Origin of the sequence: Pseudomonas sp. Irchel 3A5 (assembly GCF_900187575.1) — a bacterium.
Lineage (GTDB): Bacteria > Pseudomonadota > Gammaproteobacteria > Pseudomonadales > Pseudomonadaceae > Aquipseudomonas > Aquipseudomonas folii.
On the sequence record NZ_FYDU01000002.1, the window covers coordinates 1 to 26,361 of the forward strand.

Sequence of the window (26,361 nt, forward strand, 5' to 3'; positions counted from 1 at the left end):
GTCAGCAAACACCAGCAGATGCTCGTCAGGACTGTGCTGGAAGTGAAAATGGATACCCTCTTCTTCACACAGCCTGCGTACGAAATGCAGATCGGTTTCCTGATACTGGGTGCAGTAATCGCGAGGCCTGCAGGGCTCGCGCAGCCTGAACGCAAACCCGTTGCTGAAGATGGCGTGATCCTTGAGCACCAGCGCGATGATGTCCGGGACAGTCTTGCCTTGAAAGATCCGATGATTGCGGCGGTATTCCAGACGCTTGAGGCTGGGCACCAGCTGGATGAAGTAGTGGGTAAAGCGCTTGCCGGAATCACCCTGCGCGACTTCGCCAATCTGCCCGTGAAAACCATGACCGTCAGCGTCAGTTTTCAGGAAGGCCAGACGGTGCAGCAGATCATCCAGTTCGAGATTGGCCCGCTCGCTGACCAGCTCGATGCGTACGCTGAACGGGCGGCTGATGGATTCTTTGGCGGTAAAAGCCAGCACCCGAAAGTCATGCTCAAGCCCGGCAATTTCCAGCGTGAACGAGGCGCGATTGGCGGGGTTGAACATGGGCAAGTCCTTGGCCTGAGTAAAAGGCGGGACTTTGCACTAACCCTCAATAACAAGAAGTCGGATGCTGCGAACAGCATCCGTAGGATTTATCCCTATTAATAAGCGATAAAACATCAGAGGCCGACAGCTACTTCTGACTCCCATCATCCTGCTGCAACAGATTCGCCTGCGTCAGGTTGCAACCCGCTGGCACGCTGCGCGTCAGCCACACGTTGCCGCCAATGGTCGAGCCTTTACCAATCGTGATGCGGCCCAGAATCGTTGCGCCAGCATAGATGACCACGTCGTCTTCGACGATGGGGTGCCGGGCGTGGCCTTTTTGCAGTTGGCCGTCTTCGTCTGCCGGGAAGCGTTTGGCGCCCAGGGTGACGGCTTGGTAGATGCGCACGCCCTCGCCAATGATGGCGGTTTCGCCGATGACGACACCCGTACCGTGGTCGATAAAGAAGCTCGGGCCAATCTGTGCGCCGGGGTGGATGTCGATGCCGGTGGCGGAGTGGGCGATTTCCGAGCTGATCCGGGCCAGCAGCGGTAAGCCTGCGCGGTACAGATGATGGGCGATACGGTGGTGGATGACGGCGAGAATTCCGGGATAGCACAGCAGCACTTCATCAACGCTGCGGGCTGCGGGGTCACCGTGATAAGCGGCCAGCACGTCAGTGTCGAGCAGCTTGCGCATCTCAGGCAATGCACGGGCAAAGCCCTGAATCAGGTCCAGTGCCTGCTTATCGAGCGCACGAACGTCTTCGGAGCGCTGATGCGCCACGTAGCGCAACTCCAGTCGGGCCTGAGCCAGCAGCGCATTAAGCGCCACGTCGAGGGTATGACCGACATAGAAGTCTTCACTTTCTTCGCGCAGATCCACAGGGCCCAGGCGCATGGGGAACAGCGCACCGCAGAGCGCTTCAAGAATATCGCGCATGGCCGCTCTGGAAGGCAGTTCTCGGCCGCCGTGCTCACCGCTGACCCGCTTGTTGCGTGCTCGCCAATCATCACGCGCCGAGCGCAGTTCACTGACGATCTGCTGCAACTGCCAGTGACTGGATTGGCCTTCGGCGGATGCCTCTGGTGTATCACTCACGCTGACTCTCCTCGGTTCGGGGGCGGCTTTTTAGTGGGGGCCGCTGATACGGCCACTCTACGGCAAACATTTCAGGCGAAAAAATAACAATTTGAGTAGGGCTTTTCTTCTGAGGGCATAAGCAGTGAGAAGTTGCCCTGTAGGGAGTGTCTGCTTATAGTCCTGCGACTCTTTACACGGCTTACCTATCCTCATGATCAAACAACAGCTCGCTCAATTTAATCGCCTGGACTTGATCGGTGCCCCCACGGCACTGGAAAAACTGGAGCGCCTGTCGGTCTGGGCGGGCCGCGACATCTATATCAAGCGCGATGACACCACGACGCTGGCATTGGGCGGCAACAAGGTTCGCAAGCTGGAATACCTCGCCGCCGATGCGCTGGCCCAAGGAGCTGACACGCTGATAACAGCGGGCGCCATTCAGTCCAACCATGTGCGTCAGACCGCTGCCCTGGCCGCCCGCCTGGGTCTGGGCTGTGTGGCGCTACTGGAAAACCCGATCGCCACCGAAGACAGCAGTTACCTGCACAACGGCAATCGTCTGCTGCTGGACCTGTTCGACGCCAAGGTCGAAATGGTGGAAAACCTCGACAACGCCGACGAGCAATTGCACGCACTCGCCGCCCGCCTGCGTAACAGCGGCAAAAAGCCTTATCTGGTGCCGATTGGTGGCTCCAATCCGGTTGGGGCACTGGGTTATGTAAAGGCAGGCTTTGAGCTGGCCGAGCAGATCAAGCAGACCGGGCTGGATTTCGCTGCGGTCGTGCTCGCCTCCGGTAGCGCCGGTACGCATAGCGGGCTGGCCCTTGCTCTGGCTGAAGCCTTGCCGCAGTTGCCCGTGATTGGTGTGACGGTGTCGCGCCCTGAAGAAACTCAACGCCCGAAGGTGCAAAGCCTGGCCGAGCGCACCGCCGAGCTGTTGGGCGTAACGCTGCCCGAAGCTTTTAACGTGGAGCTATGGGACGAGTATTTCGGCCCGCGCTATGGCGAGCCTAATGCCGGCACTCTGTCTGCGATAAAACTTGTAGCGAGCCATGAAGGTCTGTTGCTGGACCCGGTCTACACCGGTAAAGCCATGGCCGGGTTGCTGGATGGCATCGGCCGTGGACGCTTCGATGACGGCCCGCTGATTTTCCTGCACACCGGTGGTGCGCCTGCGCTGTTTGCTTATCCGGGTGTGTTTGCTTAAAGCTCAATACCTGACGCTACTTTGTAGGAGCTGCCGAAGGCTGCGATAGCGGAGTGTCAGACATTGACCTTCGCAGCCTTCGGCAGCTCCTACAAGAACGCGACTAATTATTCAAAAATCGAATATGAATCAGGCTTTTAGTTATTTTGAACCATAACCAGCTGCTCTTATGATCGCCGCCAGCACGGATCAAGCGCTGAAAAAGCTGGATAAACATCCGCTGCCAACGTAGCGTTCGTCAGGTCCGATTCTTGCCTGAAACCAAACAACTTAAATGGGGCTCGTCATGATTATTTCCGCCATTCGGCGTACCGTTCTGCTTTCCACCCTGGGCCTGGTGCTCGGTTCCGGCTTGATGGGTCAAGCGGTTGCAGGTGAGCAACTGGATCAAATCAAAAAGGCTGGCACGATCAAGGTCGGTCTGGAAGGGACGTACCCTCCGTTCAGCTTCCAGGATGAAAGCGGCAAGCTGACCGGCTTCGAAGTCGAGTTCTCCGAGGCACTGGCCAAAGAGCTGGGCGTCAAGGTGCAACTGCAAGCGACCCCATGGGCAGGCATCCTGGCGGCGCTGGAGTCCAAGCGTCTAGACGTGGTGATTAACCAGGTCACCATTTCCGAAGAGCGCAAGAAGAAGTATGACTTCTCCGAGCCGTACACCATCTCCGGTATTCAGGCGCTGGTGCAGAAGAAAGACGCAGACAAATTCAAAACCGCAGCCGACCTCAAGGGCGCCAAAGTGGGCGTAGGTCTGGGTACTAACTACGAGCAATGGCTCAAGGAAAACGTACCGGCCGCCATCGTCAAAACCTACGACGATGACCCAACCAAATATCAGGACCTGCGTGTCGGCCGTATCGACGCCATTCTGGTTGATCGCCTGGCTGCGCTCGAGCTGATCGCCAAAACCAAGGACAGCCTGGCTGTTTCCGGCGAACCCTTCTCCCGTCAGGAATCCGGTATCGCCATCCGTAAAGGCGAGCCTGAACTGGTTGCGGCCATCAATAAAGCCATCGACAAACTGCGCGCTGACGGCACCCTTGCCAAGCTGTCGCAGAAGTATTTCCAGGCTGACGTGACCAAATGATTGAAGAGGGTCTAAAGCTTGCGCTGGACTCCGCGCCCTTTCTGATAAAGGGCGCGTACTACACGGTCTTCCTGAGCCTGGGCGGTATGTTCTTCGGGCTGCTGCTGGGCTTCGGACTGGCGCTCATGCGCTTGTCACCGATGATGCTGCTGCGCGGCATCGCCCGGGTTTACGTGTCGTTCTTTCGCGGCACGCCGCTGCTGGTTCAACTGTTCATGATCTATTACGGCTTGCCGGAGTTAGGCATTGAACTGGAACCCCTGACCGCTGCGCTGATCGGCTTCTCGCTGAACATGGGTGCTTATGCCTGTGAAATCCTGCGCGCCGCGATTGCCTCGGTTGATCGTGGTCAATGGGAGGCTGGTGCAAGTATCGGCATGACCCGCGCGCAGATCATGCGCCGGGCCATTCTGCCTCAGGCCGCCCGCACCGCGCTGCCGCCACTGGGCAACAGCTTTATCTCGCTGGTCAAAGACACCGCGCTGGCGGCCACTATTCAGGTGCCGGAACTGTTCCGTCAGGCACAACTGATCACCGCCCGCACCTTCGAAATTTTCACCATGTATCTGGCAGCCGCCTTGATCTACTGGATTCTGGCGACGGCGCTTTCGTACCTGCAAAACCGTCTGGAAGAGAGAGTAAACCGCCATGATGTGGAGTCTTGAAGCATGATCGTGGTTGAAAAACTCACCAAGGAGTTCAAGGGTCAGCAAGTGCTCAAAGGCATCGACCTGAAGGTCCAGGCCGGCGAGGTTGTAGCGATTATCGGTCCCAGCGGTTCGGGTAAAACCACCCTGCTACGCTGCCTGAATTTCCTCGAAGAACCCACCAGCGGCAAGATCATCGTGGGCAACATCGAAATCGACGGCAACCGCCCGTTGAGCAAGCAGCAAAGCCTGATCCGCGAGCTTCGTCAGCACGTAGGTTTTGTGTTCCAGAACTTCAATCTGTTCCCACACCGCACTGCGCTGGAAAACGTTATCGAAGGGCCGGTCGTGGTCAAGAAGATGCCGCGTGAAAAGGCCTCCGAGCTGGGTCGGCAACTGTTGGCCAAAGTAGGGCTGGCAGGCAAGGAAGACTCCTACCCGCGGCGCTTGTCGGGCGGTCAGCAGCAGCGCGTGGCCATCGCCCGCGCCCTGGCCATGGAACCGGAAGTGATTCTGTTCGACGAACCCACCTCTGCGCTGGACCCCGAGTTGGTGGGCGAAGTGCTGACCGCTATTCGCGCTCTGGCTGAAGAAAACCGCACCATGGTCATCGTCACTCACGAAATGAACTTCGCCCGGGACGTCGCTAATCGTGTGGTGTTTATCGACAAGGGTGTGATTGTCGAGCAGGGCGATGCGAAAGAGCTGTTCGCCAACCCGCGCGAAGAACGGACGCGGCAATTTCTGGAACGAAGCAGGAACTGATCCTACAAAGCACAGCACAGAAACCTGCGCCTTCTGGCGCTGCTCCTGCTGGCTTTACATTTGTACATCAATCAATCGATCAAACCCGTGATTGATGTACTTCCAGAATCGCTGGAAAGCCATCTAAAAACCTGAACAGAAGTCCTCCTCATTTCCCACTCAATGAAATGGAGGGGGCTGCGGCTGCGTGCTCGATTCCTTTGCCTGTTCGGTCGGCTAGCAGGTTTTCATGGCTAGCAAACATAACTGTTTATTTCCTCAGGTAGGACGAACTAAGCCAATACGGTCAACAGTTTGACGAAACTCTGTAGGAAGTATCTTATTTCTTCGTACACGCCCAGCTCAATCCATTAGCGCCTTGACAGATAAGCGTAAACGACATTAGCTCAAGACCAACAGGAACTTCTAACGCCTTCGAATAGTTGCAAGCGGGATTTACCGACACTTTGTAATGCTTCCCATAAGCTCGAACTATACGTTAACTATCCACAGGATGAACTCGAGGTGCATAGCAATGATTCCAGAAATAAATTTGTTACAACTATCAATGATCAACTCAATTATGACGGGCATTCAGACATGACTCACACACTTTGCAAAACAGGCGGTCAAAAGCTGTTCCCACCTTACGTTCCGCAGGCCCACAGACATGGCGTTGGCATTCGCGCCGCTGCCCATTTGCTGGTCAACATTGACCCTTACCCGGACATGGACGCAGGCGACCTGATCGAGTTGTACTGGGGCGGTTGCTACGTCGCGTCAAAAGTTCTGGATAAGTCCGATATTGGCTACACCATGGTGCTGCGGGTACCGGAAAGCTTTCTGCAGAGCGGTACCGTCAAGACCTACTACCGACTGATGAAGATCGGCGGCGCACCGATTACCTCACCCTGCCGCAGGCTGAGAGTGAAGCTGGACATGCCCGGCGGGCTGTTGATCAATGACAGTCGCGAAGAAAACCAGGGGCTGGCCCCCATCTGTCTGCCGGACGCCGTGATTCGAAACGGTCTGATTACCAGTGACGTCAAGAAAGGCCTGCCACTGTCCATCGAGCCGTACCTGAACATGGCGCCTTGCGATGAAATCACCCTGCGCTGGGGCGATCTGCGGATGGACCTGGAGCCGCTGGATGCCGACAACGTTGGTAAACCCGTCAAGCTGATCGTGCCCGCTACCTTGATTCGCGAGGCGGGCGATGAGCCGCAACTGGAGGTGACGTATTGCGTTATTGATCGAGTCGGTAATAACTCTCGCTGGGCGCCGCCACGAGAAATCAGCGTCAGCACTCTGGATAATCGTCCCGGGTATGACTGAAAACTTTTTAATTCAAGCCAATATGCGAAGTTGTTATAACTTCGTGTATTGGCCTACTCACCCTGAAATGCGAACAGGCTCACAAACTCACTACACCCAAGACAATTCCTACAACCAACTGCATCTTCGCCTACAGGCATATTCATAAAATACACAAACAACTGACTAGGCTTTCTGAACGACCTACCGTCATTCGGAATATACGCTCATGAAAGTCAGCAAGCCTATCAAACTGTGCATCCTTATTGTGCTAATTGGCTCATGCCTGACCTACGCTCAAACCGCATGAGCAACCGTGATTTAGTCTTCTATGCTTATTCCAAAAAATTCGTATATTTAAATTTTTAGTCGCCTTAGGGTATATGCACCGGACCACCGGACATCGTGTTTTTTCTTCGCCTTCTTTGGGGGGCGTTTTTGCGAGGTTCGAATGGTCGTTTCAACGTCTCACACCCACTTGGCTGAGCGCGGCTCGGATATCGCGCCGCCGTTGCACCCTGCGCGGATATTACAAAATGACGCCCAGGCAATCGAAGCCGCACACGCACTGGCTGCACAAGCCCGATTGCAGGCTGCCGAGCGTGATGCTCAGCGCTTGCTTCCTTGGCAGCAGATCGAAGCGTTTACCCGTAGCGGCCTGGGCAGCATCTCCATACCGCGTGCGTACGGCGGTCCGCAAGTTTCGTTCGTGACCGTTGCTGAAGTCTTCAAAATCATCTCCGCTGCCGACCCGGCGCTGGGCCAAATACCACAGAACCAGTTCGGCATCATTCATCTGCTGTTGAGCAGTGCCAACGAGCAACAGAAAAAGGCCTTGCTCAGAAGCGTGCTGGACGGCTGGCGGATCGGTAATGCCGGCCCCGAGCGCGGTACTAAAAATACCCTGGAGCTGAAAGCCCGTCTCACTCACAACAAAGGACGCCTCGTCCTCAACGGCCAGAAGTTCTACTCCACTGGTGCGTTGTTCGCGCATTGGGTCGCGGTGAAAGCGTTGAACGACCAGGGTCAGCAAATCATGGCCTTTGTGCCACGGGGCAGCGCGGGATTGAGCATTGTCGACGACTGGTCGGGCTTCGGCCAACGCACCACCGCCAGCGGCACGGTGCTGCTGGAAAACGTAGAGGTGCACAGCGAACTGGTTGTCGAAAACTGGCGCCTGTCACTGACACCCAATATTCAGGGTGCAGTCTCGCAACTGATCCAGGCGGCCATCGACGCAGGTATCGCCCGAGGCGCCATCGACGACACCATCACGTTCGTGCGCGAACGCTCGCGGCCCTGGGTTGACGCTCAGGTAGAGCGTGCCAGCGATGATCTCTACGTAATCGCCGACATCGGCAAGCTCAAACTCGAACTGCATGCCGCTGAGGCGCTGTTGCGTGAAGCGGCGAAAGTCCTGGATGAGGTCAACGCTGCTCCCATCGACGAATTCTCCGCTGCGCGCGCATCAATTGCCGTGGCCCGCGCCAAAGTCCTGACCACTGAAGTGTCACTGCTGGCCAGCGAGAAGCTGTTCGAACTGGCGGGCAGCCGCGCCACCCTGGCCGAGTTCAACCTAGACCGGCACTGGCGCAACGCTCGCGTTCACACCCTCCATGACCCTGTGCGCTGGAAATACCACGCCGTCGGCGCATGGCACCTCAACGGCACCCTGCCCGCCCGCCATTCGTGGATTTAAACCAGACCACTGGAGTACAACGTTATGAGTTTGCAATCCCCGCCGCGGAACCGTGCTGCCGTTATCGAAAACGATGAACAGGCCCTGCACATTGCTCAGGAACTGGCCGCCCACTTCAAACGTGAAAGCGCGGTACGTGACCAGGAGCGTCGGCTACCCCATGTAGAACTGGATCTGTTCAGCGCCTCCGGCCTGTGGGGCATCAGCGTGCCCAAGGCATTTGGCGGCGCAGGCGTGTCGAATGTCACCCTGGCGAAAGTCATTCGCCTGATCGCCGAGGCGGATGGGTCTCTCGGGCAAATTCCTCAGAATCATTTCTATGCTCTGGAAGTCCTGCGCGTCAACGGTAATGCCGATCAGCAGAAGCGCCTGTATGCCGAAGCATTGGCAGGTTTGCGTTTCGGTAATGCGCTGGCCGAGCTGGGTACCAAAACAGCCCACGATCGCACCACTCGCCTAAGTCGCGAAGGCGACGGCTATCGCATCAACGGCCGCAAGTTTTACTCGACTGGCGCATTGTATGCCCAGCGTATTCCGACTTCGGTTGTCGACGAAAACGGTGTGCAGCAGTTGGCGTTCGTGCCCGCTGACAGTGAGGGCCTGACCGTCATCGACGACTGGAGCGGCTTCGGCCAGCGCACCACCGGTAGCGGCTCGGTGGTCTTTGAAAATGTTTATGTGGACGCCCGCGACGTCGTGGCATTCCAGAGTGCATTCGAGCGCCCGACCACCGTCGGGCCATTGGCACAGATCCTCCATGCCGCCATCGACACCGGCATCGCCCGGGCCGCCTTCGAAGACGCTCTGCACTTCGTTCGCACCCGCACCCGCCCATGGATAGACTCCGGCATCGAAAAGGCCGTGGACGATCCGTTGACCCTGAGCAGCTTCGGGAAGCTGAGCGTTCGCTTATTCGCCGCCGAAGCATTGCTGGATCGCGCCGGGGAAATCCTTGATATCGCTCAGGCCGATAGCAACGCCGAGCATGTGGCCGCCGCATCAATTGCCGTCGCCGAAGCCCGGGCCATCAGCACCGAAATATCACTCGCGGCGGGCAGTACGCTGTTCGAACTGGCTGGTAGTCAGGCGACTCTGGCCGAGCATGACCTTGACCGACACTGGCGCAACGCTCGCGTCCACACGCTGCACGACCCGGTACGCTGGAAGTATCACGCCATCGGCAATTACTACCTCAACGACACCAATCCTCCACTGCGGGGGACAATTTGATGGCGAAGAAAAAGATCCTGCTCAATGCCTTCAACATGAACTGCATTGGCCACATCAACCATGGTTTGTGGACTCATCCACGAGACAACTCGACCCGCTACAACACCCTCGAATACTGGACCGAACTGGCACAGCTGCTGGAGCGCGGTCTGTTCGACGGCCTGTTTATCGCTGATATCGTCGGCGTATACGACATCTATCAGAACTCGGTGGACGTGACGCTCAAAGAGTCCATCCAGTTGCCGGTCAATGATCCGCTGCTACTGGTGTCAGCCATGGCCGCAGTGACCAAAAACCTCGGCTTCGGTCTGACTGCGAACCTGACTTACGAAGCGCCTTATCTGTTCGCCCGGCGCATGTCGACGCTGGATCACCTGAGTCGTGGTCGGGTGGGCTGGAACATCGTCACCGGTTATCTGGACAGCGCTGCACGGGCCATGGGCCTGACCGAGCAAGTCGAACATGACCGCCGCTACGATCAGGCCGATGAATACCTTCAAGTGCTCTACAAGCTCTGGGAAGGCAGTTGGGAGGAGGACGCGGTCATCAACGACCGCGAGCAGCGGGTTTACGCCCAACCGGACAAAGTGCACAAGGTTGAGCACAAGGGCGAGTTCTATCAGGTCGAGGGGTATCACCTGTGCGAGCCGTCCACACAGCGCACGCCAGTGCTGTTTCAAGCGGGCAGCTCGGAGCGAGGCCTGCAGTTTGCCGGGCGACATGCCGAGTGCGTGTTCATCAGCGGCCAGAACAAGGCCGCGACCCGGGAGCAGGTCGACAAGGTCCGCGCCAGTGCCGTTGCGGCCGGACGCAACCCGGAAGACATCAAAGTGTTCATGGGCCTGAACGTGATCGTCGGCAAGACCGCAGCCGAAGCGCAGGCCAAGCTTGCGGAGTATCGCGAGTTCGCCAGCGCCGAAGCCGGTGTCGCGCACTTCGCCGCCTCGACCGGCATCGATTTCTCTCTGTACGAGCTGGATGAACCCATCCAGTACGTGAAGAGCAACGCCATTCAATCAGCGACCAGGAACCTCAAGAACAACGACTGGACCCGGCAAAAACTGCTCGACCAGCACGCCTTGGGCGGGCGCTACATCACCTTGGTGGGCTCGCCTGAACACGTCGCCGACGAGCTGGAATCGTGGATCGCCGAAACCGGTCTGGACGGCTTCAACCTGACCCGCATCGTCACCCCGGAAAGCTACGTGGACTTCATCGACCTGGTGATCCCCGAGCTGCAACGCCGAGGCTCATACAAAACCGCTTACGACAGCGGCAGCCTGCGGGAAAAGCTGTTTCCCGAGGGCGGCGCGCGTTTGCCAGAGCAGCATGTCGGGGCCAGTTACCGACGCTGAACCCTGTGGGAGCGGTGCTTGCCCGCGATAAGGACACCGCGACTCTAAAGTGAACCGCGTCCAGCCTCATCGCGGGCAAGCACCGCTCCCACAATAAAAATGCGTTCAACCCTACACACAACTAAACCCCAGCAACACACCGGACACCCACCATGAAAAAACTCATCAGCACCCTGGCCCTGAGCCTGTTAGCCCTCACCGCCCATGCCGCGGACGAACCCCTGAAAGTCGGCACCACCGCCGCTTTCGCCATCCCGCTCGAAGCCGCGGTTCAGGAAGCCGCCAAGCAAGGCCTGAAAGTCGAGCTGGTGGAGTTCACCGACTGGATCGCGCCCAACGTCAGCCTCGCGGCGGGCGATATCGACGTGAACTACTTCCAGCACATTCCGTTTCTGACCAACGCCAAAGAAGCGGCCGGGTTTGATCTGGTGCCGTACGCGCCGGGGATCATCAACAACGTCGGCCTGTACTCCAAGAAGTACAAAAGCTTCGATGAACTGCCAACCGGCGCCACCGTGGCCATCGCCAACGATCCGATCAACAGCGGTCGAGGTCTGCAACTGCTGGCCAAGGCCGGTTTGATCACCCTCAAACAAGGCGTGGGTTACAAGGCCACCGAGGAAGACATCGTCGCCAACCCGAAGAAAATCAAACTGATTCAGGTCGAGGCCGTACAACTGGTTCGCGCTTATGACGACGCGGATCTGGTTCAGGGCTACCCGGCCTACATTCGCCTCTCGAAGACCTTCGATGCCGAATCAGCCATCCTCTTTGACGGTCTTGATCACCCCGAATACGTCATCCAGTTCGTGATCAAGCCGCAGAGCAAAGACGATCCACGCCTGGCCAAATTCATCGACATCTATCAGCACTCGCCAGTCGTGCGCGCCACTCTGGACAAGGTCAATGGCAAGCTCTACCAAGCTGGCTGGGAAGGTTGATATGAATGCATCCGTGCAACGCCAACTGCCACCTGAACGGACGGGCGCAGCGCATTCGGCAGCTTATTCGACGAGCAGCGCCGAGCTGCACGCCGACCTGAATCGCGCGCACGTGCGGTTCATCAATCTGGGTAAAACCTATCAGGGCCAGCAAGGCCCGGTAGATGCACTGCAAAACATCGACCTCGCGATCCAGAAAGGCGAGATCTTCGGCATCATCGGTCGCAGCGGTGCGGGCAAATCCTCGCTGATCCGCACCATCAACCGTCTGGAACAACCCAGCAGCGGACGGGTGCTGATCGAGCAGACCGACATTGGCGAGCTCAACGAAGACAAGCTGGTGGAGCTGCGCCGACGGATCGGCATGATCTTCCAGCACTTCAATCTCATGTCGGCCAAAACCGTATGGCAAAACGTCGAGTTGCCGCTCAAGGTTGCGGGCGTGCCCAAGGAACAGCGTCAGCGCAAAGTCACTGAGCTGCTGGAACTGGTGGGCCTGCAAGACAAGCACAAGGCATACCCGGCGCAATTGTCCGGCGGCCAGAAACAGCGCGTGGGCATTGCTCGCTCGCTGGTGCATGACCCGGCGATTCTGCTCTGCGACGAAGCCACTTCAGCGCTGGACCCTGAGACCACTCAATCGATCCTCGGTCTGCTGCGCGAGATCAATCAGCGCCTGGGCCTGACCATCATTTTGATCACCCATGAAATGGCCGTGATTCGCGATATCTGCGACCGCGTCGTGGTCCTCGAACAAGGCCGTGTCGTCGAGCAGGGCCCGGTCTGGCAAGTGTTTGGCAATCCGCAGCATGAGGTCAGCAAAACGCTGCTCGCCCCGTTGCAACATGGCTTGCCGGAAGATTTGCAGGCGCGGCTTTCAGTTCATCCACAAACAGCGGAGGCCAAGGTGGTGCTGGATCTGCACTTCACAGGGGACGGCGGCGAAGAACCCGATCTGGCGGCATTGTTTGCAGCCTTGGGTGGCCGGGTCAGTTTGCTGCAAGGCGGTGTTGAGCGGATTCAAGGGCGTGCGCTGGGCCACCTGCTGCTGTCAGTGGCTGGCTCGCCACACAGCGTCGACACCCTGTTGAACCAGGCGCGCAAACAAGCGCAACACGCGGAGGTACTGGGCTATGTGGTTTGATCGTTTGCTGCAGGGCGCCATTGATACCTTCCTGATGGTCGGCGTTTCGTCGTTCATCGCACTGGTGTTGGGCATTCCGCTGGCAGTGATTCTGGTCACCAGCGGCAAAGGCGGGATTTATGAAGCGCCCGCACTCAACCAGGTCCTGGGCGGCTTCGTGAACCTGTTCCGCTCCATTCCGTTTCTGATCCTGATGGTGGCGCTGATTCCGTTCACCCGGATGATCGTCGGCACTACCTATGGTGTCTGGGCGGCGGTGGTACCGCTGACCATTGCTGCCACGCCATTCTTTGCGCGGATCGCCGAAGTCAGCTTGCGTGAGGTCGATCACGGATTGATCGAAGCGGCGCAGGCCATGGGTTGCCGCCGCTGGCACATCATCTGGCACGTGCTGCTGCCTGAAGCACTGCCGGGCATCGTCGGTGGTTTCACCATCACGCTGGTGACCATGATCAACTCCTCGGCCATGGCTGGTGCGATTGGTGCGGGCGGCCTGGGAGACATCGCCTACCGTTACGGCTATCAGCGCTTCGATAGCCAGATCATGCTGACCGTGATCGTGCTGTTGGTGATTCTCGTTGCAGTCATTCAACTGGGCGGCGATCGTCTGGCCAGAGGTCTGAACAAACGCTGAGTGGGGTATATTTGGCGCCTCACTGCTCAGACAGAGTCGCCATGAAGCTCCAAGCGCAAGACCTCGCCCAGATCACCGACCAAACCCTCGGCCACTACAACCAGGTGGCCGAGGACTTCCGGGAAGGCACCCGCGACCACGACGTCAGCCAGAACATCGCCGCGTTGTTGCGCCACATTGAAGGCCAGGCGCCGTGGCAGATTCTGGATTTCGGCTGCGGGCCGGGCCGTGATCTGAAAACCTTCAGCAGTATGGGTCATGTACCGGTGGGCCTGGACGGCTCCGAGCGCTTCGCCGAAATGGCCCGCGCTGAAACGGGCTGCGAGGTGTGGCAGCAGAACTTCCTTGAGCTGGACCTGCCTGCTGAACGCTTCGATGGCATCTTCGCCAACGCCGTGCTGTTTCACATCCCCAAACAGGAACTGCCCCGTGTGCTGAGTGAATTGCACGCCACGCTAAAAACGGGCGGCGTCCTGTTCAGCTCCAACCCCCGCGGCGACAACCAGGAAGGCTGGAACGGCCCACGGTATGGCTCGTATCACGACCTGGAATCCTGGCGCGAACTGCTCAATGCTGCGGGGTTTGTCGAGTTGGAACACTACTACCGCCCGGCAGGATTGCCGAGAGAACAGCAGCCTTGGTTGGCGAGTGTTTGGCGTAAGGTTTGAGCTCCATTAGTCTATGTCGTAGAAAAAAACAGCGTAGCGGCCTGCGTTATGTAAATTTACATCTGCACAGGAAAACTTATTAATAGCAAACGGCGATTTAATAAAAATCAACCATTCCAACAATGTATAACCCCCCCTGAGCAACTTCAGAAGACTCAACTAATCTGACTGATAGCAGTTAATTTAAATCTATCAGGTAACGACCATGGCTAACCTCATACAAAACGGAACCTTTCAAAACGCCCAACTGCATCCTTGGACGTTCGACAACCCCAACCCCTCCTTCAAATTTATCCGTGACCCTGACAGCACCACGGGCGGATTCTGCATTGAACTTACGCCCGAGGGGCAACCCATATGGCTTGAGCAAATAATACCGATGACCGGGCCAGGTAAATTTGAGTTCGAAGCCAAACGCGTGGCGCAGAGCGGGGAACCGGCTGAATTCCTGTTGGGCGTTTCTCACAAAGATTCAAACGGCGGTGGAGGCTTAAACTTTGAACAACGGACTGTTGCCTCGGAGTGGGAGCGTTTTTCAATTAGCGTGCCCGAGTCCGAATACCAAATTATTTCAGGCTATGTAATGGTTGATATTTATGACATGTCCAAAGAAGGTGGAAAGTGGGCTCTGAAGAAAATAGGTATTATCACCCCCGTACTCTTCAGAAACTTTACTTTCGAGCAGGACGAGTCATAAAAACAGATAAAATTATTAACCCTCTTTGCAAGTTTAAGTTTAAAGGTACCAGCGCTGGCGAGTGTTTGGCGTAAAGCCTGAGACCGAGTCGCCCTCATCGCGGGCAAGCCTCGCTCCAACGGACGTGATATTTGTTGGAGCGAGGCTTGCTCGCGATGGCCTCGACTCGATCTACGGAATCCGAATCCTGGCAAGAACTGCTCAATGCTGCCGGGTTTATTGAGCGGGAATGCTGCTATCGCCTGGCTAGTTTGCCTCGAGAACAGCAGCCTTGGCTGGCGAGTGTTTGGCGAAAGGCTTAATACCGAGTCGACCTTATCGCGGGCAAGCACCGCTCCCACATTTGAACGCATTCCAACCTGAGAGCGCGATCTCTGTGGGAGCGGTGCTTGCCCGCGATACAGGCGACTCGGTCTAAAGACAGTTAAACCCATGCAGCATCCCAAAGCGGATACCCCCCATGCGCTCGACCAGTGAGGCTTTCACAGGGCTCAAGATCAATTGAGTTGGAGCATCACTATCGCCCGGCTAGTTTGCCGAGAGAACAGCAGCCTTGGCTGGCGAGTGTTTGGCGAAAGGCTTAATACCGAGTCGACCTTATCGCGGGCAAGCACCGCTCCCACATTTGAACGCATTCCAACCTGAGCGCGCGATCTCTTGTGGGAGCGGTGCTTGCCCGCGATGGCCTCGACTCGATCTACGGAATCCGAATCCTGGCAAGAACTGCTCAATGCTGCGGGGTTTGTCGAGTTGGAACACTACTACCGCCCGGCAGGATTGCCTCGGGATCAGCAGCCTTGGTTGGCGAGTGTTTGGCGCAAGGCTTAACACCTGGTCGCCTGTATCGCGGGCAAGCACCGCTCCCACATTTGATCGCATTCCAACCTGAGCGCGCGATCTCTTGTGGGAGCGGTGCTTGCCCGCGATACAGGCGACTCGGTCTAAAGACAGGTTAAACCCAAGCAGCATCCCAAAGCGGATAATCCCCCATCCGCTCGACCAATCCAGCCCGCACCGGGTTCATCACCACGTAAAAAGCCAGCGCTCTCAAATCCTCCTCCTTGCGAATGGAGCGGTCATGAAAGCCGGGTTGCCAAATACTCCCCGTACGACCTTGCGCAGCATTCACCGTCAGGTTGACGAGGGATTTAGTTCGCCCAACGACATAGCTCAAAGAGTCACTCTCGAGCTCGAACAACCAGTGAAAATGATCAGGCATCACCACCCAGGCAAGTGACTTAACAAGACCATCACGCTCAGCCTGTTGGAACTGCTTCGCTATGAGACGTCCGACTATCCAGTCACCAAAAATAGGCTGGCGGTCTTTGGTGTTAGCAGTTATGAGATAAATCCGGCCTTTTTCACTGTGGCGGCCAATGCGTAACTGTCGAGATTGATGAGGTGATCGCATTCCATTGCCTTTGAGCTCTAGTGGAACTCAAAAGGTAGGTCAGACAGGTGACATACAGCGCTGGATTAATTGGCTGGATGTGTCTGCTCCTCGAATCGAGGCGCGGCCATCACGAGCAAGCTCAGCTCCCACAGCGCTTGCATTACTGTGGGAGCCGGGCTTGTCTGGGCGGCATTCCGACGATTGAGTCAATGATTTACAGCTGGCTCACCACCTTTTTCAGCCTGCTCCCGCTGCCCATCACCCGGCTCTTTAATTCGGTGCCACGCCACCTGCAACGCGGCTACAAAGATAAGGTTCAGTCCATAACATCTATTTAATAGCGTCGAGCAATTAAAACAATAGCAAATAAATCTATGCATCCATGCGGTTGCGCACAGCTCACCGCGTATATCGAGCTACTCTTATAAAGAGAAAGGCCTATGACCGCATCTCGTGTTTATAACAACAGCAGCATATGAATGTGATAGCTGAAACCTAGCACGCAAAGAACATACAGAGATATAAAAATGATTATCCAGGTCCAATTCTTAGCACCACCGAAAATCATAGAAATTGATGTCGAACCGAACGACAGCATCCGGATCACGAAAGAAAAAATCGAGGATGCAGAAGGCATTCCGCCTGAAAAAATGCAATTAATTTTTAGCGGAAATAAACTCGAAGATATTAGGACGCTTGCCGACTACAACATTCTGCCTGGAAGTAAGATTCAGGTGGTGACATTATAAAAATCTGGAGGTCAGCACGTTACTCTTTAACGCTTTAATCCAGAAGTCCGCCCAGACTGTTTTCATGTCAAAGCGCAATTGCCTGGCGGAATGTTTCCACTCAAACAAAACGAGTCGTTCTCTTTGCGGGCAAGTCGGATCGATGCCCGCTCCCTCCAGCACAACCAACACCTGTTGGAGCGGGCGCGCATCGATCCGACTTGCCGCGAAAACCTTAACTCGATTGCGCTGGCTCACCACCCTTTTCAGCCTGCTCCCGCTGCTCATCACTCGGCTCTTTAATCCGATACCACGCCACATACAGCGCGGGCAGGAACAGCAGCGTCAGCAGGGTGGCGATGATGATGCCGCCGATCATAGCGTAGGCCATCGGGCCCCAGAAGACTTCGCGGGCGATGGGGATCATGCCAAGGCTGGCAGCCGCGGCGGTCAGCAGGATCGGACGGCGGCGGTGTTGGGTCGCTTCGGCCACGGCGTCCCATGGCAGGTATCCATCACGCTCATAAGCATCAATCTGTGTAACCAGAATCACTGAGTTTCGGATGATGATGCCAATCAGCGCCAATATGCCGAGGATCGCCACAAAGCCCATGGGCGTGCCGGTCGGAATCAGCGCCAACACCACGCCAATCAAGCCCAACGGCGCAACGCTGGCCACCAGGAACATCTTCTGCACACTGTGCAGTTGAATCATCAGGAACGTCGCCATCAGGAAGATCATCAGCGGCACGACACTGGCAATCGGACCTTGCGCCTTGCCACTTTCTTCGACTGTACCGCCAGTCGCGACCTTGTAACCCGTCGGTAAACCCGCAGCAAACTTGTCGATCTCAGGCTTGAGCTGCTTGACCAGATCGGTTGGCTGCATGTCATCAGCTACCGCCGCCTTAACCGTGATGGTCGGCTTGCGGTCACGACGCCAGACCAGTGGCTGCTCCAGTTCGTATCGCACCGTCGCAAACGCCAGCAACGGAATTGACGTACCGCCCGGCGTCACAATCTGCAGATTCTGCAGGGTTTCCGGCGAGCCACGCTCTGCATCTTCAGCACGGCCCACGACATCAATCAGGTAAATATCATCGCGAACCTGCGTGACAGGCGAGCCGCTGACGATGCTGTTCATCAACTTCGCGACGTCCTCGGACGACAAGCCCAACTGCCGCGCCTTGTCCTGGTTAATGTCGATACGCAGGACTTTGCCCGGCTCGTTCCAGTCGTAAATCATCTCGCCGACATGCGGGTTGGCGTCCAACAGAGTGGCCAGTTCGATGGCGTGCTGGCGGACCTTGTCGATGTTTTCACCACTGACCCGATACTGCAGCGGACGCCCCACCGGCGGCCCCATTTCCAGCGGCTGAACGAAGCTGCCGATGCCGACAAACTCTTCGCGCAGACGCTTGTTCAAGCGATCAGTCAAACCGGCGCGCTGCTCCAGGCTTTTGCTGACAATCACCAACTGCGCGTAATACGGATTTTCCAGTTGCTGGTCCAGCGGCAGGTAGAAACGCAAAGCGCCCTGACCGATGTAAGTGCTCCAACGCTCGATATCCGGATCGTCCTTGAGCGTGGCTTCAAAGCGGTCCACGACCTTGCGGGTTTCATTGATCGAAGCGTTCTGCGGCAGGTTCAGGTCGACGAGAACTTCCGGCCGGTCCGAGGACGGAAAGAACTGGTTCTGCACGAACTGCATGGAGAACACCGCCCCCACAAACAGCAGAATGGTGAAGATGATCGTGACCCAGCGATGTCGCATCGCCCAGAACATGCTGTTGTTGAAGCCTCGGGCAATGCGCCCTTCCTTTTCTTTTTCGTCTTTCTTTTTGATGTTGGCACTCAGGATGTGCACGCCAATCACCGGCGCGAACAACACCGCCACGACCCACGACACGAGCATCGCCACCGCAATCACCGCAAACAGCGTGAAGGTGTATTCCCCCGCCGAGCTGGCATTGAGGCCGATGGGCACGAACCCGGCGACGGTCACCAGCGTACCCGTGAGCATCGGAAACGCCGTCGAGGTGTAGGCGTAAGTCGCGGCCTGCTCCTTGGTCTCGCCCATTTCCAGGCGCGTGACCATCATCTCCACCGTGATCATCGCGTCATCCACCAGCAAGCCGAGGGCGATGATCAACGCGCCGAGGGAAATCCGCTGCATCGTGATGCCGCTGTATTCCATGAACACGAAGACCATCGCCAGCACCAGCGGGATCGAACAAGCGACCACCAAGCCAGCACGCACGCCCAGGCTGACAAAGCTGACGATCAGCACGATCACCACCGCCTCGAACAACGCGCTGGTGAAGCCACCGACAGCCTTCTCAACCACTTCGGCCTGATCCGACACGTTATGCACGCCGACGCCAACCGGCAGATTAGCGGTGGCGGCGTCCATGCGCTCGTGCAGCGCCTTGCCGAATGACTGAATGTTGCCACCCTTCTTCATGGCAATAGCCAGACCGATGGCTGGTTTGCCGTTGAAGCGGAACGACGGTTTCGGTGGATCGGCGTAGCCACGGGTGATATCAGCGATGTCACTCAAGCGGTAGAAACGATCATTGAGGCGCAGATTGACCTCAGCCAGATCCTTCTCCGACGCAAACTGCCCCGAGGTTCGCACCGAAATCCGCTCCGGCCCGGCCTCGATCACACCCGCTGGCGTGACCGCGTTTTGCGATTGCAGGCTTTGCACCACCTGGCTCTGATCCAGGCCTAGCGCCGCCAGCTTGCGGGTGGAGAAATTCAGGTACAGCACTTCGTCCTGCTGGCCGATCATTTCGACCTTGCCCAACCCCGGCACGTCGCGGATTTCCGTGCGGACCTGCTCGACGTAATCACGCAACTGGCGCATGGAAAAACCATCCGCCGTGAACGCGTAAATCGACCCGTAAACATCACCGAATTCGTCGTTGTAAAACGGTCCTTGGGTGCCTTGAGGGAATTGCGCGCGGATATCGTCGATCTTCTTGCGCACCTGATACCAGATCTCCGGGATGTCCTTCGCAGATGTGGTGTCGTGCAGGAAAATCATGATCGTAGACTCACCTGGACGCGTGTAACTCTTCACGTAGTCCAGCGAGTCCAGCTCTTCGAGTTTCTTCTCGATGCGGTCGGTGACTTGCTCAAGGGTTTCATCCACCGTAGCGCCCGGCCAGCGGGTTTGTACGACCATGGTTTTGATGGTGAAGGAAGGATCCTCTTCACGCCCAAGATTCATGTAGGAAAACACGCCCATTAACAGCGCGACGAACATCAGGTACCAGACAAACGACTGGTGTTTGATGGCCCACTCGGACAGGTTAAAACTCCCTTTCATCGCGGGCTTTCCTCATCGACTTTGACTTTTTGGCCCGGCTTGAGGCTGTTGACCCCGGCACTCACCACCCACTCGCCGGGTTTGATCCCGTTGCTCAACACAAAACTGTCACTGCTACGACTGACAACGTTCACTACCCGGGGATTAACAGTCTGGTTCTGCCGGTCAATGATCCACACCTGAGCCTTGCCATCGACTTCCTGCAACGCATTGATCGGTAGCTCAGTGCGCGAGGCAATGGCCGAACTGAGGCTAACGCTGATGGCGGTGCCCAGCCTGAAGGCTTCCGGCGTGTCTGACAGAGTCAGGCGTGCGCGACGGGTACGCGTGGCGCGCTCGGCTTGCGGTTCGATTTCGCGCAGCTTCGCAGTGGTATTGATCTGCGGATCCAGTTGGCTGGCGACCTTAAACTCGACGCCTTCGGGCAACTGGTCAGCCAAGGTTCCAGGCAAATCGATCACCGCTTCTTTGACGTCCGGGCGGGCCAGGGTCACGACTTCCTGCCCGGCCGTGACCACTTGCCCGGCCTCTACCTGCCAGCGAGTGACAACGGCCGCGTGATCGGCTCGTAACTCGCTGTAACCCAGTTGATCCTGAGCCTGGCTCAGTGCTGCGCGGGCTTGCTCCAGGGACGAGTTGGTGGTTTTCAGATCGGTCTGGGCGATATCCAGCTGCGCTTGGGCGCCCACGCCACGGTCGAACAACTCCTGTTGACGACGGGCATTGGCTTGCGCGTTGATCCACTGCGCCTGAATGCGGGCAAGATCGCCTTGGCGAGCACGTACGTTGTTCTGTTGATCGGTAGGGTCCAGCGTGGCGAGCAGTGCGCCTTTGGCAACTTCACTGCCGACGTCCACGCTGCGTTGCGCGATCCGTCCGCCGACCCGAAAGCCCAGGGTGCTTTCAAATCGAGCCTCGATGTTGCCTGCAAAACGCCCAAGGCTTTCCTCGGAAATCGCGTTGGCTTCGACATGCAGCACGGGGCGTACCGGTTCCGGCGCAGGCTCTTCCTTGCTGCACGCAGTCAACAGTGGCAGCAACAGCAACCACGACAAACGCTTCATGGCTGCACCTTCGCGGTTTTCTGTTTCTCGCTGGCGGCTATTTCCACCTGCATGTCCGGGTGCAACAACTGTCCACCCGCCACGACCACTTTCTCACCCGCCTTCAGGCCATCGGTGATGATGACTTTGGCGGTCAGGTAACGGCCAACGGTGACGGCACGCAAATTGGCTTTGCCTTGATCGTCCACCACCCACACGGCTGGCTTGCCCAATTGATCGCCCAATCCCTTGGTCAACGCGGCCCATGGCAGTTCGATGCTGGCCTTGCCCGGCGTGTTCAACGCCCCGCTGACCACTGAACCGAGGTCCATGCCAGCGGGTAATTTTTCGAGGGCGATTTTTACTTGCACGGTGCCGGTTTCGGCTGACACGGCGGGTGTGACTTCACGGACTTTGCCGACCGTTTTGATTTGCGGGTTATCCAGCAGCGTCACCACCACCGGCTCATCACCGGATGCCTGGGCGAACAGTGACTCATAGACGTTGAAGACGGCATCACGCTCGCCATCCCGGGCCAGGCCAAAAATCGGCACGGTGGCCTGCACCACTTGCCCGACTTCTGCCTGACGCTGGGTAATCACGCCCGGCGCGTCGGCGATCAGTGCGGTGTAGCTCAGTTGTTCACGGGCATTGGCCAATTGCGCTTGCGCGGCATGAAGCGCGCTCTGGCTACTGCGCAATGAGGCCTGCGCCGAATCGTACTCACTGCGGCTGGTATAGCCCTTGGGCAGCAGTTTTTCCTGCCTCACGAATGCCGCTTGGGTTTGCGTCACCCGCGCCTGTTCGGCAGCGACGGCAGCCACGGCGGAATCGACGTTGGTCTGTAAGTCCTTGGGGTCAAGCTTCGCCAGCACTTGCCTGGCCGTGACCCGATCGCCCACATCCACCATGCGCTGAATGATCTTGCCGCCCACACGGAATGAAAGCTGCGTCTGCACCCGCGCCTGAACATCACCGGTCAGGGCCACCTGAGCGGCGTAATCGGTGGTTGCGACTTCTTGCACATAAACACGCGGCAGATTGGCCGGAGGGGCTTCTTCTTTGCCGCAGCCGGCGAGAATGGCCAACGCCAACGTCAGACCGGACAACGCCAATTTAGAGGGGGAAACGGGCATGCAGACTCCTTATGCGGATGCCGTGCGCGTGCCTCGCTGTAAACAGTGGGTGGCGCCGTGACTATGCGACTCTCAGCGTAGATCAGGGTTCCTTGGGGTGTGCGATTGGTTGTGCAGAACAGGGCAACACGATCGGAGTCAGGGCGTCGGCTGGCGCTGGACCTGTGGGAAATTCTATGTCGGCCTGCAGGTTGATGAACGACGTGGGACCGGCTTTAGCCGGGAAAGCGGTCTTCCTGACGATAAAGATGTACTGAATGTACCGGCCTCTTCCCGGCTAAAGCCGGTCCCACGTCATCATTGGTTCCTGTCAGAGCTGGGCTCAGCGGGGTTCGACGCGCTCCAGTGAGCGGTCGAGTTCGGCTTTGGCCATGGCGATCAGATGGACAACCGAGAAGGCCAGGTCGCGTTTGGGGCCGTTGAGGGTGTCGCCGGTTTCGTAGGCGGTGGCGGCTGCGCAGCGCAGTAGATCGCTGACGTGGAGCAGCGATTCTTCGAGGGTTGGCAGCGGTGGATCGGGTGTTAATTTTTTCATCGTTGATTCCTTGTGTTAACGGAGCCACCGAATGTTCGCTGCTAAACAAATAGAGGGTGGCGGCTTTGTCGCGGGTTAGCAGACCGGTGGAATCAACAAGACCGGCGCACCCGAAGATGCCCCACGCAAAGCCGCCATAACGCGGTACTTGCGCTGTCAATTCACAAAGCAGGCTGCTAAACCCGATCACTGATGAGTCAGTGACGGACGCAGCCTAGTGTCCGAATTTGGCACGCGCAAGGGCTCAGGATTTTCTAGGAAACTTCACACAGAAGAAAGGGAAACGGCCGCAGGAAAGGGCCTTCAAAGGTGGGCTTTTCGTGAGATGAAGTTACAGATGTAATGCACATCCCTTGTGGGAGCGGTGCTTGCCCGCGATAGGAACGCTGCGGTCTAAAAGGTAAACCGCGTCATCGTTCATCGCGGGCAAGCACCGCTCCCACAGGGTCAGCGTCAGCCAGTGGATGGATATTCCAGACCGGTATCAGCTACCCGCACCACCATAGGCTAGGTGGGTTTTTCGTGAGGTGAAGTTACAGATGTAATGCACATCCCTTGTGGGAGCGGTGCTTGCCCGCGATTGGAACGCTGCGGTCTAAAAGGTAAACCGCGTCATCGTTCATCGCGGGCAAGCACCGCTCCCACAGGGTCAGCGCCAGCCAGTGGATGGATATTCCAGACCGGTATCAGCTACCCGCACCACCATGGGCTAGGTGGGTTTTTCGTGAGGTGAAGTTACAGATGTAATGCATATCCCTTGTGGGAGCGGTGCTTGCCCGCGATAGGAACGCTGCGGTCTAAAAGGTAAACCGCGTCATCGTTCATCGCGGGCAAGCACCGCTCCCACAGGGTCAGCGCCAGCCAGTGGATGGATACTCCAGACCGGTATCAGCTACCCGCACCACCATGGGCTAGGTGGGTTTTTCGTGAGGTGAAGTTACAGATGTAACGCATATCCCTTGTGGGAGCGGTGCTTGCCCGCGATAAGGTCTACGCGATCTAAAGTGAACCGCGTTCAGCCTTATCGCGGGCAAGCACCGCTCCCACAGGGTCAGCGCCAGACAGTGGATGGATACTCCAGACCGGTATCAGCTACCCGCACCACCATGCGCTTCTTCGAAGAAGTAATCCTTCCAGCTCGCCGCCTTGTTTTTCAAGACGCCCAGCTCTTGCAGCTTTTCGGCATAAATAAAGGTTCGCTGCGGGGTGATGGTGAAGTCGATTTCCGGATCGGAAACGATCTTCTCTACAAACGGTAGCGCCAGTTTGGATTGCTCTACCCGGATGTAGGTCTGGGCAGCGGCAGGCTTGTCGGCCTTGATGATCTTCTCGGCTTCAGCCAGGGCGTCGTAGAACGCCTTGTAGGTTTTCGGGTTTTCGTCGTGGAATTTCTCGGTGGTGTACAGCACGTTGAACGTCGCCTGGCCACCCAGCACGTCGTACGAACTCAGCACTTTATGCACGTTCTTGTTTTCCAGCGCCTGGTACTGGAACGGCGGGCTGGAGAAGTGCGAAGTGATTTCCGAACCGCCCGAGATCAGCGCCGACGTGGCGTCCGGGTGCGGCAGGCTTACCGAGATGTTGTCGAATTTCTTGAAGTTTTCGTTACCGAACTCTTTGGCAGTTTCGATCTGTAAGGTGCGCGACTGGAAGCCCACGCCTGCGGCTGGCACGGCGATGCGGTCTTTGTCGGTGAAGTCCTTGAGGGTTTTCACGTTCGGGTTGTTGGTCAGCAAGTAATTGGGCATCGAGCCCAGTGACGCAATGGCTTTGACGTTCTGTTTGCCCTTGGTACGGTCCCAGATGGTCAGCATCGGCGGTACGCCTGCGGACACCACGTCCAGCGCACCGGCCAACAGCGCTTCGTTCATGGCGGTGGCGCCGGAGATGCTGTTCCAGTCAACCTCAATGTCGATGCCCTGCTCTTTACCGTGCTTCTCGATCAGTTTTTGATCGCGCACCACGTCCAGGATCAGGTAACCGATACCAAACTGCTGGGCGATGCTGATCTTGCCTTCGGCTTGTGCACCGCTGCTGAGCAGGCCGATGGTTGCGGCGAGCGCAATGATGGCTGAGCGCTTGAAAGGAATTGCCATTTGAAACCTCACGAGAATTCGAATGTTTGTTTTTGATCTTGTGGGAGCGGTGCTTGCCCGCGATAAGGTCTACGCGATCTAAAGTGAACCGCGTTCAGCCTTATCGCGGGCAAGCACCGCTCCCACAGGGGAATTGCATTTCAGCGCTGCATACCCCAACGCTTGACGGTCAGGCGTTCGATGTTGGCAAACAGCAGGTTTTCCACCAGCAGGCCGATCAGGATGACTGCCGCCAGGCCAGCAAATACTTTGTCGGTGTATAGCTCGTTGCGGTTTTGAAAGATGTACCAGCCCAGGCCGCCTTTACCGGACGATGCGCCGAACACCAGTTCAGCCGCGATCAGGGTCCGCCAGGCGAATGCCCAACCAATTTTCAGACCGGCCAGAATTGATGGCAGCGCCGCCGGAATCAGGATGTGCCAGACGAAGCGCAAGCCTTTGAGGCCGTAGTTGCGACCGGCCATGCGCTGGGTTTCCGAAACGCCGAGAAAGCCCGCGTAGGTATTGAGCGCCAACGCCCACAGCACCGAGTGGACCAGCACAAAAATCAGGCTGTTCTGCCCCAGGCCAAACCACAGCAACGCAAGTGGCAGCAGCGCAATGGCAGGCAAAGGGTTGAACATCGCAGTCAATGTGCCGAGCAGGTCGCGACCCAGCTGAGTTGATACCGCCAGGGTGGTCAGGGCAAAGGCCAGGACGATACCGATCACGTAGCCCTGAATCAGCACGGTCAGGGAAATCCAGACCTTGTTGATCAGTTCACCCGACAGGATGCCTTCATAAAACGCGGCAGCGGTTTGCAGGAAGCTGGGCAGCAACAGGTCGTTGTTCTGAATCCGCGCGGCGACTTCCCAGAGCACGGCCAGCAAGATCAGAATCACGGTCTTACGGACCCAGCTCACTTGCCAGATACGTTGCGCCAGCGGGATGTCACGGGCCAGGTCTTCCTGAGTGAAAGGCTCCAGCGTGATTTCGTACTCTTCACGAATTGGGGGGGAAAGGCTCATGGTGTGACTCTCTTGGTATCTGTTGGCGCTGTTCCCCTGTGGGAGCGGTGCTTGCCCGCGATAAGGTTTCGGTGATTTATCTGCAACCGAGGTGTTCTTATCGCGGGCAA

General features: G+C 57.3%; 23 protein-coding genes and 3 pseudogenes. 17 read left to right on the top strand and 9 right to left on the bottom strand.

The window, feature by feature from the left end:
- Both tssI and epsC read right to left on the bottom strand, forming a co-directional pair.
- Positions 1-549, bottom strand: a 549-nt coding sequence (tssI, locus tag CKW31_RS02595) for a type VI secretion system tip protein TssI/VgrG (RefSeq protein WP_141230109.1), incomplete at its 3' end; no start/stop codon positions are given.
- A 130-nt stretch (positions 550-679) separates the two neighbouring features.
- Positions 680-1,633: a serine O-acetyltransferase EpsC gene (epsC, locus tag CKW31_RS02600; RefSeq protein ID WP_095092905.1), complete on the bottom strand. Its 954-nt coding sequence runs from the start codon at positions 1,631-1,633 to the stop codon at positions 680-682.
- Between the two features lie 193 nt (positions 1,634-1,826).
- Between epsC and CKW31_RS02605 the strand changes: the two genes are divergently transcribed.
- From CKW31_RS02605 to CKW31_RS02675, 16 genes and pseudogenes are all read left to right on the top strand, one after another.
- A complete protein-coding gene (locus CKW31_RS02605; RefSeq protein WP_095092906.1) occupies positions 1,827-2,822 on the top strand; it encodes a D-cysteine desulfhydrase in 996 nt (331 codons plus the stop codon).
- Between the two features lie 286 nt (positions 2,823-3,108).
- The gene (gene tcyJ / locus CKW31_RS02610; protein WP_095092907.1) at positions 3,109-3,906 is read left to right on the top strand and encodes a cystine ABC transporter substrate-binding protein; all 798 of its coding nucleotides are present in this window, start codon (positions 3,109-3,111) and stop codon (positions 3,904-3,906) included.
- Entirely contained in the window at positions 3,903-4,571 is a 669-nt protein-coding gene (gene tcyL, locus CKW31_RS02615) for a cystine ABC transporter permease (RefSeq protein ID WP_095092908.1), read from the top strand. The genes tcyJ and tcyL overlap by 4 nt, the downstream gene beginning before the upstream one ends.
- Before the next feature lie 3 nt (positions 4,572-4,574).
- Positions 4,575-5,318, top strand: a complete 744-nt coding sequence (gene tcyN, locus CKW31_RS02620; protein WP_095092909.1) for an L-cystine ABC transporter ATP-binding protein TcyN — start codon at positions 4,575-4,577, stop codon at positions 5,316-5,318.
- A gap of 579 nt (positions 5,319-5,897) precedes the next feature.
- A complete protein-coding gene (locus CKW31_RS02625; protein WP_095092910.1) occupies positions 5,898-6,632 on the top strand; it encodes a hypothetical protein in 735 nt (244 codons plus the stop codon).
- Between the two features lie 430 nt (positions 6,633-7,062).
- A complete protein-coding gene (locus CKW31_RS02630; RefSeq protein WP_095092911.1) occupies positions 7,063-8,310 on the top strand; it encodes an SfnB family sulfur acquisition oxidoreductase in 1,248 nt (415 codons plus the stop codon).
- A 24-nt stretch (positions 8,311-8,334) separates the two neighbouring features.
- The gene (locus tag CKW31_RS02635; protein WP_095092912.1) at positions 8,335-9,540 is read left to right on the top strand and encodes an SfnB family sulfur acquisition oxidoreductase; all 1,206 of its coding nucleotides are present in this window, start codon (positions 8,335-8,337) and stop codon (positions 9,538-9,540) included.
- Entirely contained in the window at positions 9,540-10,895 is a 1,356-nt protein-coding gene (locus CKW31_RS02640; protein ID WP_095092913.1) for an LLM class flavin-dependent oxidoreductase, read from the top strand. Before CKW31_RS02635 ends, CKW31_RS02640 begins: the two co-directional genes overlap by 1 nt.
- A gap of 152 nt (positions 10,896-11,047) precedes the next feature.
- Positions 11,048-11,836 (top strand): MetQ/NlpA family ABC transporter substrate-binding protein, encoded by a 789-nt coding sequence (locus CKW31_RS02645; protein WP_095092914.1) that lies wholly within the window; start codon positions 11,048-11,050, stop codon positions 11,834-11,836.
- Position 11,837: 1 nt separating this feature from the next.
- A complete protein-coding gene (locus CKW31_RS02650) occupies positions 11,838-12,980 on the top strand; it encodes a methionine ABC transporter ATP-binding protein (RefSeq protein WP_095092915.1) in 1,143 nt (380 codons plus the stop codon).
- A complete protein-coding gene (locus CKW31_RS02655; protein WP_095092916.1) occupies positions 12,970-13,614 on the top strand; it encodes a methionine ABC transporter permease in 645 nt (214 codons plus the stop codon). The genes CKW31_RS02650 and CKW31_RS02655 overlap by 11 nt, the downstream gene beginning before the upstream one ends.
- A gap of 41 nt (positions 13,615-13,655) precedes the next feature.
- Complete coding sequence (locus tag CKW31_RS02660; RefSeq protein WP_095092917.1) at positions 13,656-14,282, top strand: class I SAM-dependent methyltransferase; 627 nt, start codon at positions 13,656-13,658, stop codon at positions 14,280-14,282.
- A gap of 205 nt (positions 14,283-14,487) precedes the next feature.
- Entirely contained in the window at positions 14,488-14,979 is a 492-nt protein-coding gene (locus CKW31_RS02665; RefSeq protein WP_095092918.1) for a hypothetical protein, read from the top strand.
- Between the two features lie 185 nt (positions 14,980-15,164).
- A pseudogene (locus tag CKW31_RS02670) lies at positions 15,165-15,281 on the top strand (SAM-dependent methyltransferase); the annotation flags it as partial.
- Positions 15,282-15,479: 198 nt separating this feature from the next.
- Positions 15,480-15,563: pseudogene (locus CKW31_RS29450) on the top strand (SAM-dependent methyltransferase); the annotation flags it as partial.
- 124 nt (positions 15,564-15,687) lie between these two features.
- Positions 15,688-15,807: pseudogene (locus CKW31_RS02675) on the top strand (SAM-dependent methyltransferase); the annotation flags it as partial.
- 124 nt (positions 15,808-15,931) lie between these two features.
- Here the strand turns inward: CKW31_RS02675 and CKW31_RS02680 are convergent.
- The gene (locus CKW31_RS02680) at positions 15,932-16,390 is read right to left on the bottom strand and encodes a transposase (protein WP_095092919.1); all 459 of its coding nucleotides are present in this window, start codon (positions 16,388-16,390) and stop codon (positions 15,932-15,934) included.
- 509 nt (positions 16,391-16,899) lie between these two features.
- On the opposite strand from CKW31_RS02680, the gene CKW31_RS02685 reads away from it, so the two are divergent.
- Positions 16,900-17,121 (top strand): ubiquitin-like protein, encoded by a 222-nt coding sequence (locus CKW31_RS02685; RefSeq protein ID WP_095092920.1) that lies wholly within the window; start codon positions 16,900-16,902, stop codon positions 17,119-17,121.
- A 214-nt stretch (positions 17,122-17,335) separates the two neighbouring features.
- Here the strand turns inward: CKW31_RS02685 and CKW31_RS02695 are convergent, their stop codons facing one another.
- From CKW31_RS02695 to CKW31_RS02720, 6 genes are all read right to left on the bottom strand, one after another.
- Positions 17,336-20,434 (bottom strand): efflux RND transporter permease subunit, encoded by a 3,099-nt coding sequence (locus tag CKW31_RS02695; protein ID WP_095092922.1) that lies wholly within the window; start codon positions 20,432-20,434, stop codon positions 17,336-17,338.
- Positions 20,431-21,498 (bottom strand): efflux RND transporter periplasmic adaptor subunit, encoded by a 1,068-nt coding sequence (locus tag CKW31_RS02700; RefSeq protein ID WP_095092923.1) that lies wholly within the window; start codon positions 21,496-21,498, stop codon positions 20,431-20,433. Before CKW31_RS02700 ends, CKW31_RS02695 begins: the two co-directional genes overlap by 4 nt.
- Positions 21,495-22,613, bottom strand: coding sequence for an efflux RND transporter periplasmic adaptor subunit (locus CKW31_RS02705; protein ID WP_095092924.1), 1,119 nt, complete (start codon positions 22,611-22,613; stop codon positions 21,495-21,497). The genes CKW31_RS02700 and CKW31_RS02705 overlap by 4 nt, the downstream gene beginning before the upstream one ends.
- A 322-nt stretch (positions 22,614-22,935) precedes the next feature.
- Complete coding sequence (locus CKW31_RS02710) at positions 22,936-23,148, bottom strand: DUF6124 family protein (protein ID WP_095092925.1); 213 nt, start codon at positions 23,146-23,148, stop codon at positions 22,936-22,938.
- A gap of 1,088 nt (positions 23,149-24,236) precedes the next feature.
- A complete protein-coding gene (locus CKW31_RS02715; protein ID WP_095092926.1) occupies positions 24,237-25,244 on the bottom strand; it encodes an ABC transporter substrate-binding protein in 1,008 nt (335 codons plus the stop codon).
- A gap of 140 nt (positions 25,245-25,384) precedes the next feature.
- Positions 25,385-26,251: an ABC transporter permease gene (locus tag CKW31_RS02720; RefSeq protein WP_095092927.1), complete on the bottom strand. Its 867-nt coding sequence runs from the start codon at positions 26,249-26,251 to the stop codon at positions 25,385-25,387.
- Positions 26,252-26,361 lie beyond the last annotated feature (110 nt).

Bases quoted from the DNA above. Each gene is read 5' to 3' on its own strand.
- CKW31_RS02710 (WP_095092925.1), bottom strand. From the start codon at position 23,148: ATGAAAAAATTAACACCCGATCCACCGCTGCCAACCCTCGAAGAATCG.
- CKW31_RS02650 (WP_095092915.1), top strand. From the start codon at position 11,838: ATGAATGCATCCGTGCAACGCCAACTGCCACCTGAACGGACGGGCGCA.
- CKW31_RS02645 (WP_095092914.1), top strand. From the start codon at position 11,048: ATGAAAAAACTCATCAGCACCCTGGCCCTGAGCCTGTTAGCCCTCACC.
- CKW31_RS02640 (WP_095092913.1), top strand. From the start codon at position 9,540: ATGGCGAAGAAAAAGATCCTGCTCAATGCCTTCAACATGAACTGCATT.
- CKW31_RS02625 (WP_095092910.1), top strand. From the start codon at position 5,898: ATGACTCACACACTTTGCAAAACAGGCGGTCAAAAGCTGTTCCCACCT.
- CKW31_RS02660 (WP_095092917.1), top strand. From the start codon at position 13,656: ATGAAGCTCCAAGCGCAAGACCTCGCCCAGATCACCGACCAAACCCTC.
- tcyN (WP_095092909.1), top strand. From the start codon at position 4,575: ATGATCGTGGTTGAAAAACTCACCAAGGAGTTCAAGGGTCAGCAAGTG.
- CKW31_RS02635 (WP_095092912.1), top strand. From the start codon at position 8,335: ATGAGTTTGCAATCCCCGCCGCGGAACCGTGCTGCCGTTATCGAAAAC.
- CKW31_RS02680 (WP_095092919.1), bottom strand. From the start codon at position 16,390: ATGCGATCACCTCATCAATCTCGACAGTTACGCATTGGCCGCCACAGT.
- CKW31_RS02695 (WP_095092922.1), bottom strand. From the start codon at position 20,434: ATGAAAGGGAGTTTTAACCTGTCCGAGTGGGCCATCAAACACCAGTCG.
- CKW31_RS02630 (WP_095092911.1), top strand. From the start codon at position 7,063: ATGGTCGTTTCAACGTCTCACACCCACTTGGCTGAGCGCGGCTCGGAT.
- tcyJ (WP_095092907.1), top strand. From the start codon at position 3,109: ATGATTATTTCCGCCATTCGGCGTACCGTTCTGCTTTCCACCCTGGGC.
- CKW31_RS02720 (WP_095092927.1), bottom strand. From the start codon at position 26,251: ATGAGCCTTTCCCCCCCAATTCGTGAAGAGTACGAAATCACGCTGGAG.
- CKW31_RS02605 (WP_095092906.1), top strand. From the start codon at position 1,827: ATGATCAAACAACAGCTCGCTCAATTTAATCGCCTGGACTTGATCGGT.
- CKW31_RS02685 (WP_095092920.1), top strand. From the start codon at position 16,900: ATGATTATCCAGGTCCAATTCTTAGCACCACCGAAAATCATAGAAATT.
- CKW31_RS02665 (WP_095092918.1), top strand. From the start codon at position 14,488: ATGGCTAACCTCATACAAAACGGAACCTTTCAAAACGCCCAACTGCAT.
- CKW31_RS02715 (WP_095092926.1), bottom strand. From the start codon at position 25,244: ATGGCAATTCCTTTCAAGCGCTCAGCCATCATTGCGCTCGCCGCAACC.
- CKW31_RS02655 (WP_095092916.1), top strand. From the start codon at position 12,970: ATGTGGTTTGATCGTTTGCTGCAGGGCGCCATTGATACCTTCCTGATG.
- CKW31_RS02700 (WP_095092923.1), bottom strand. From the start codon at position 21,498: ATGAAGCGTTTGTCGTGGTTGCTGTTGCTGCCACTGTTGACTGCGTGC.
- tcyL (WP_095092908.1), top strand. From the start codon at position 3,903: ATGATTGAAGAGGGTCTAAAGCTTGCGCTGGACTCCGCGCCCTTTCTG.
- CKW31_RS02705 (WP_095092924.1), bottom strand. From the start codon at position 22,613: ATGCCCGTTTCCCCCTCTAAATTGGCGTTGTCCGGTCTGACGTTGGCG.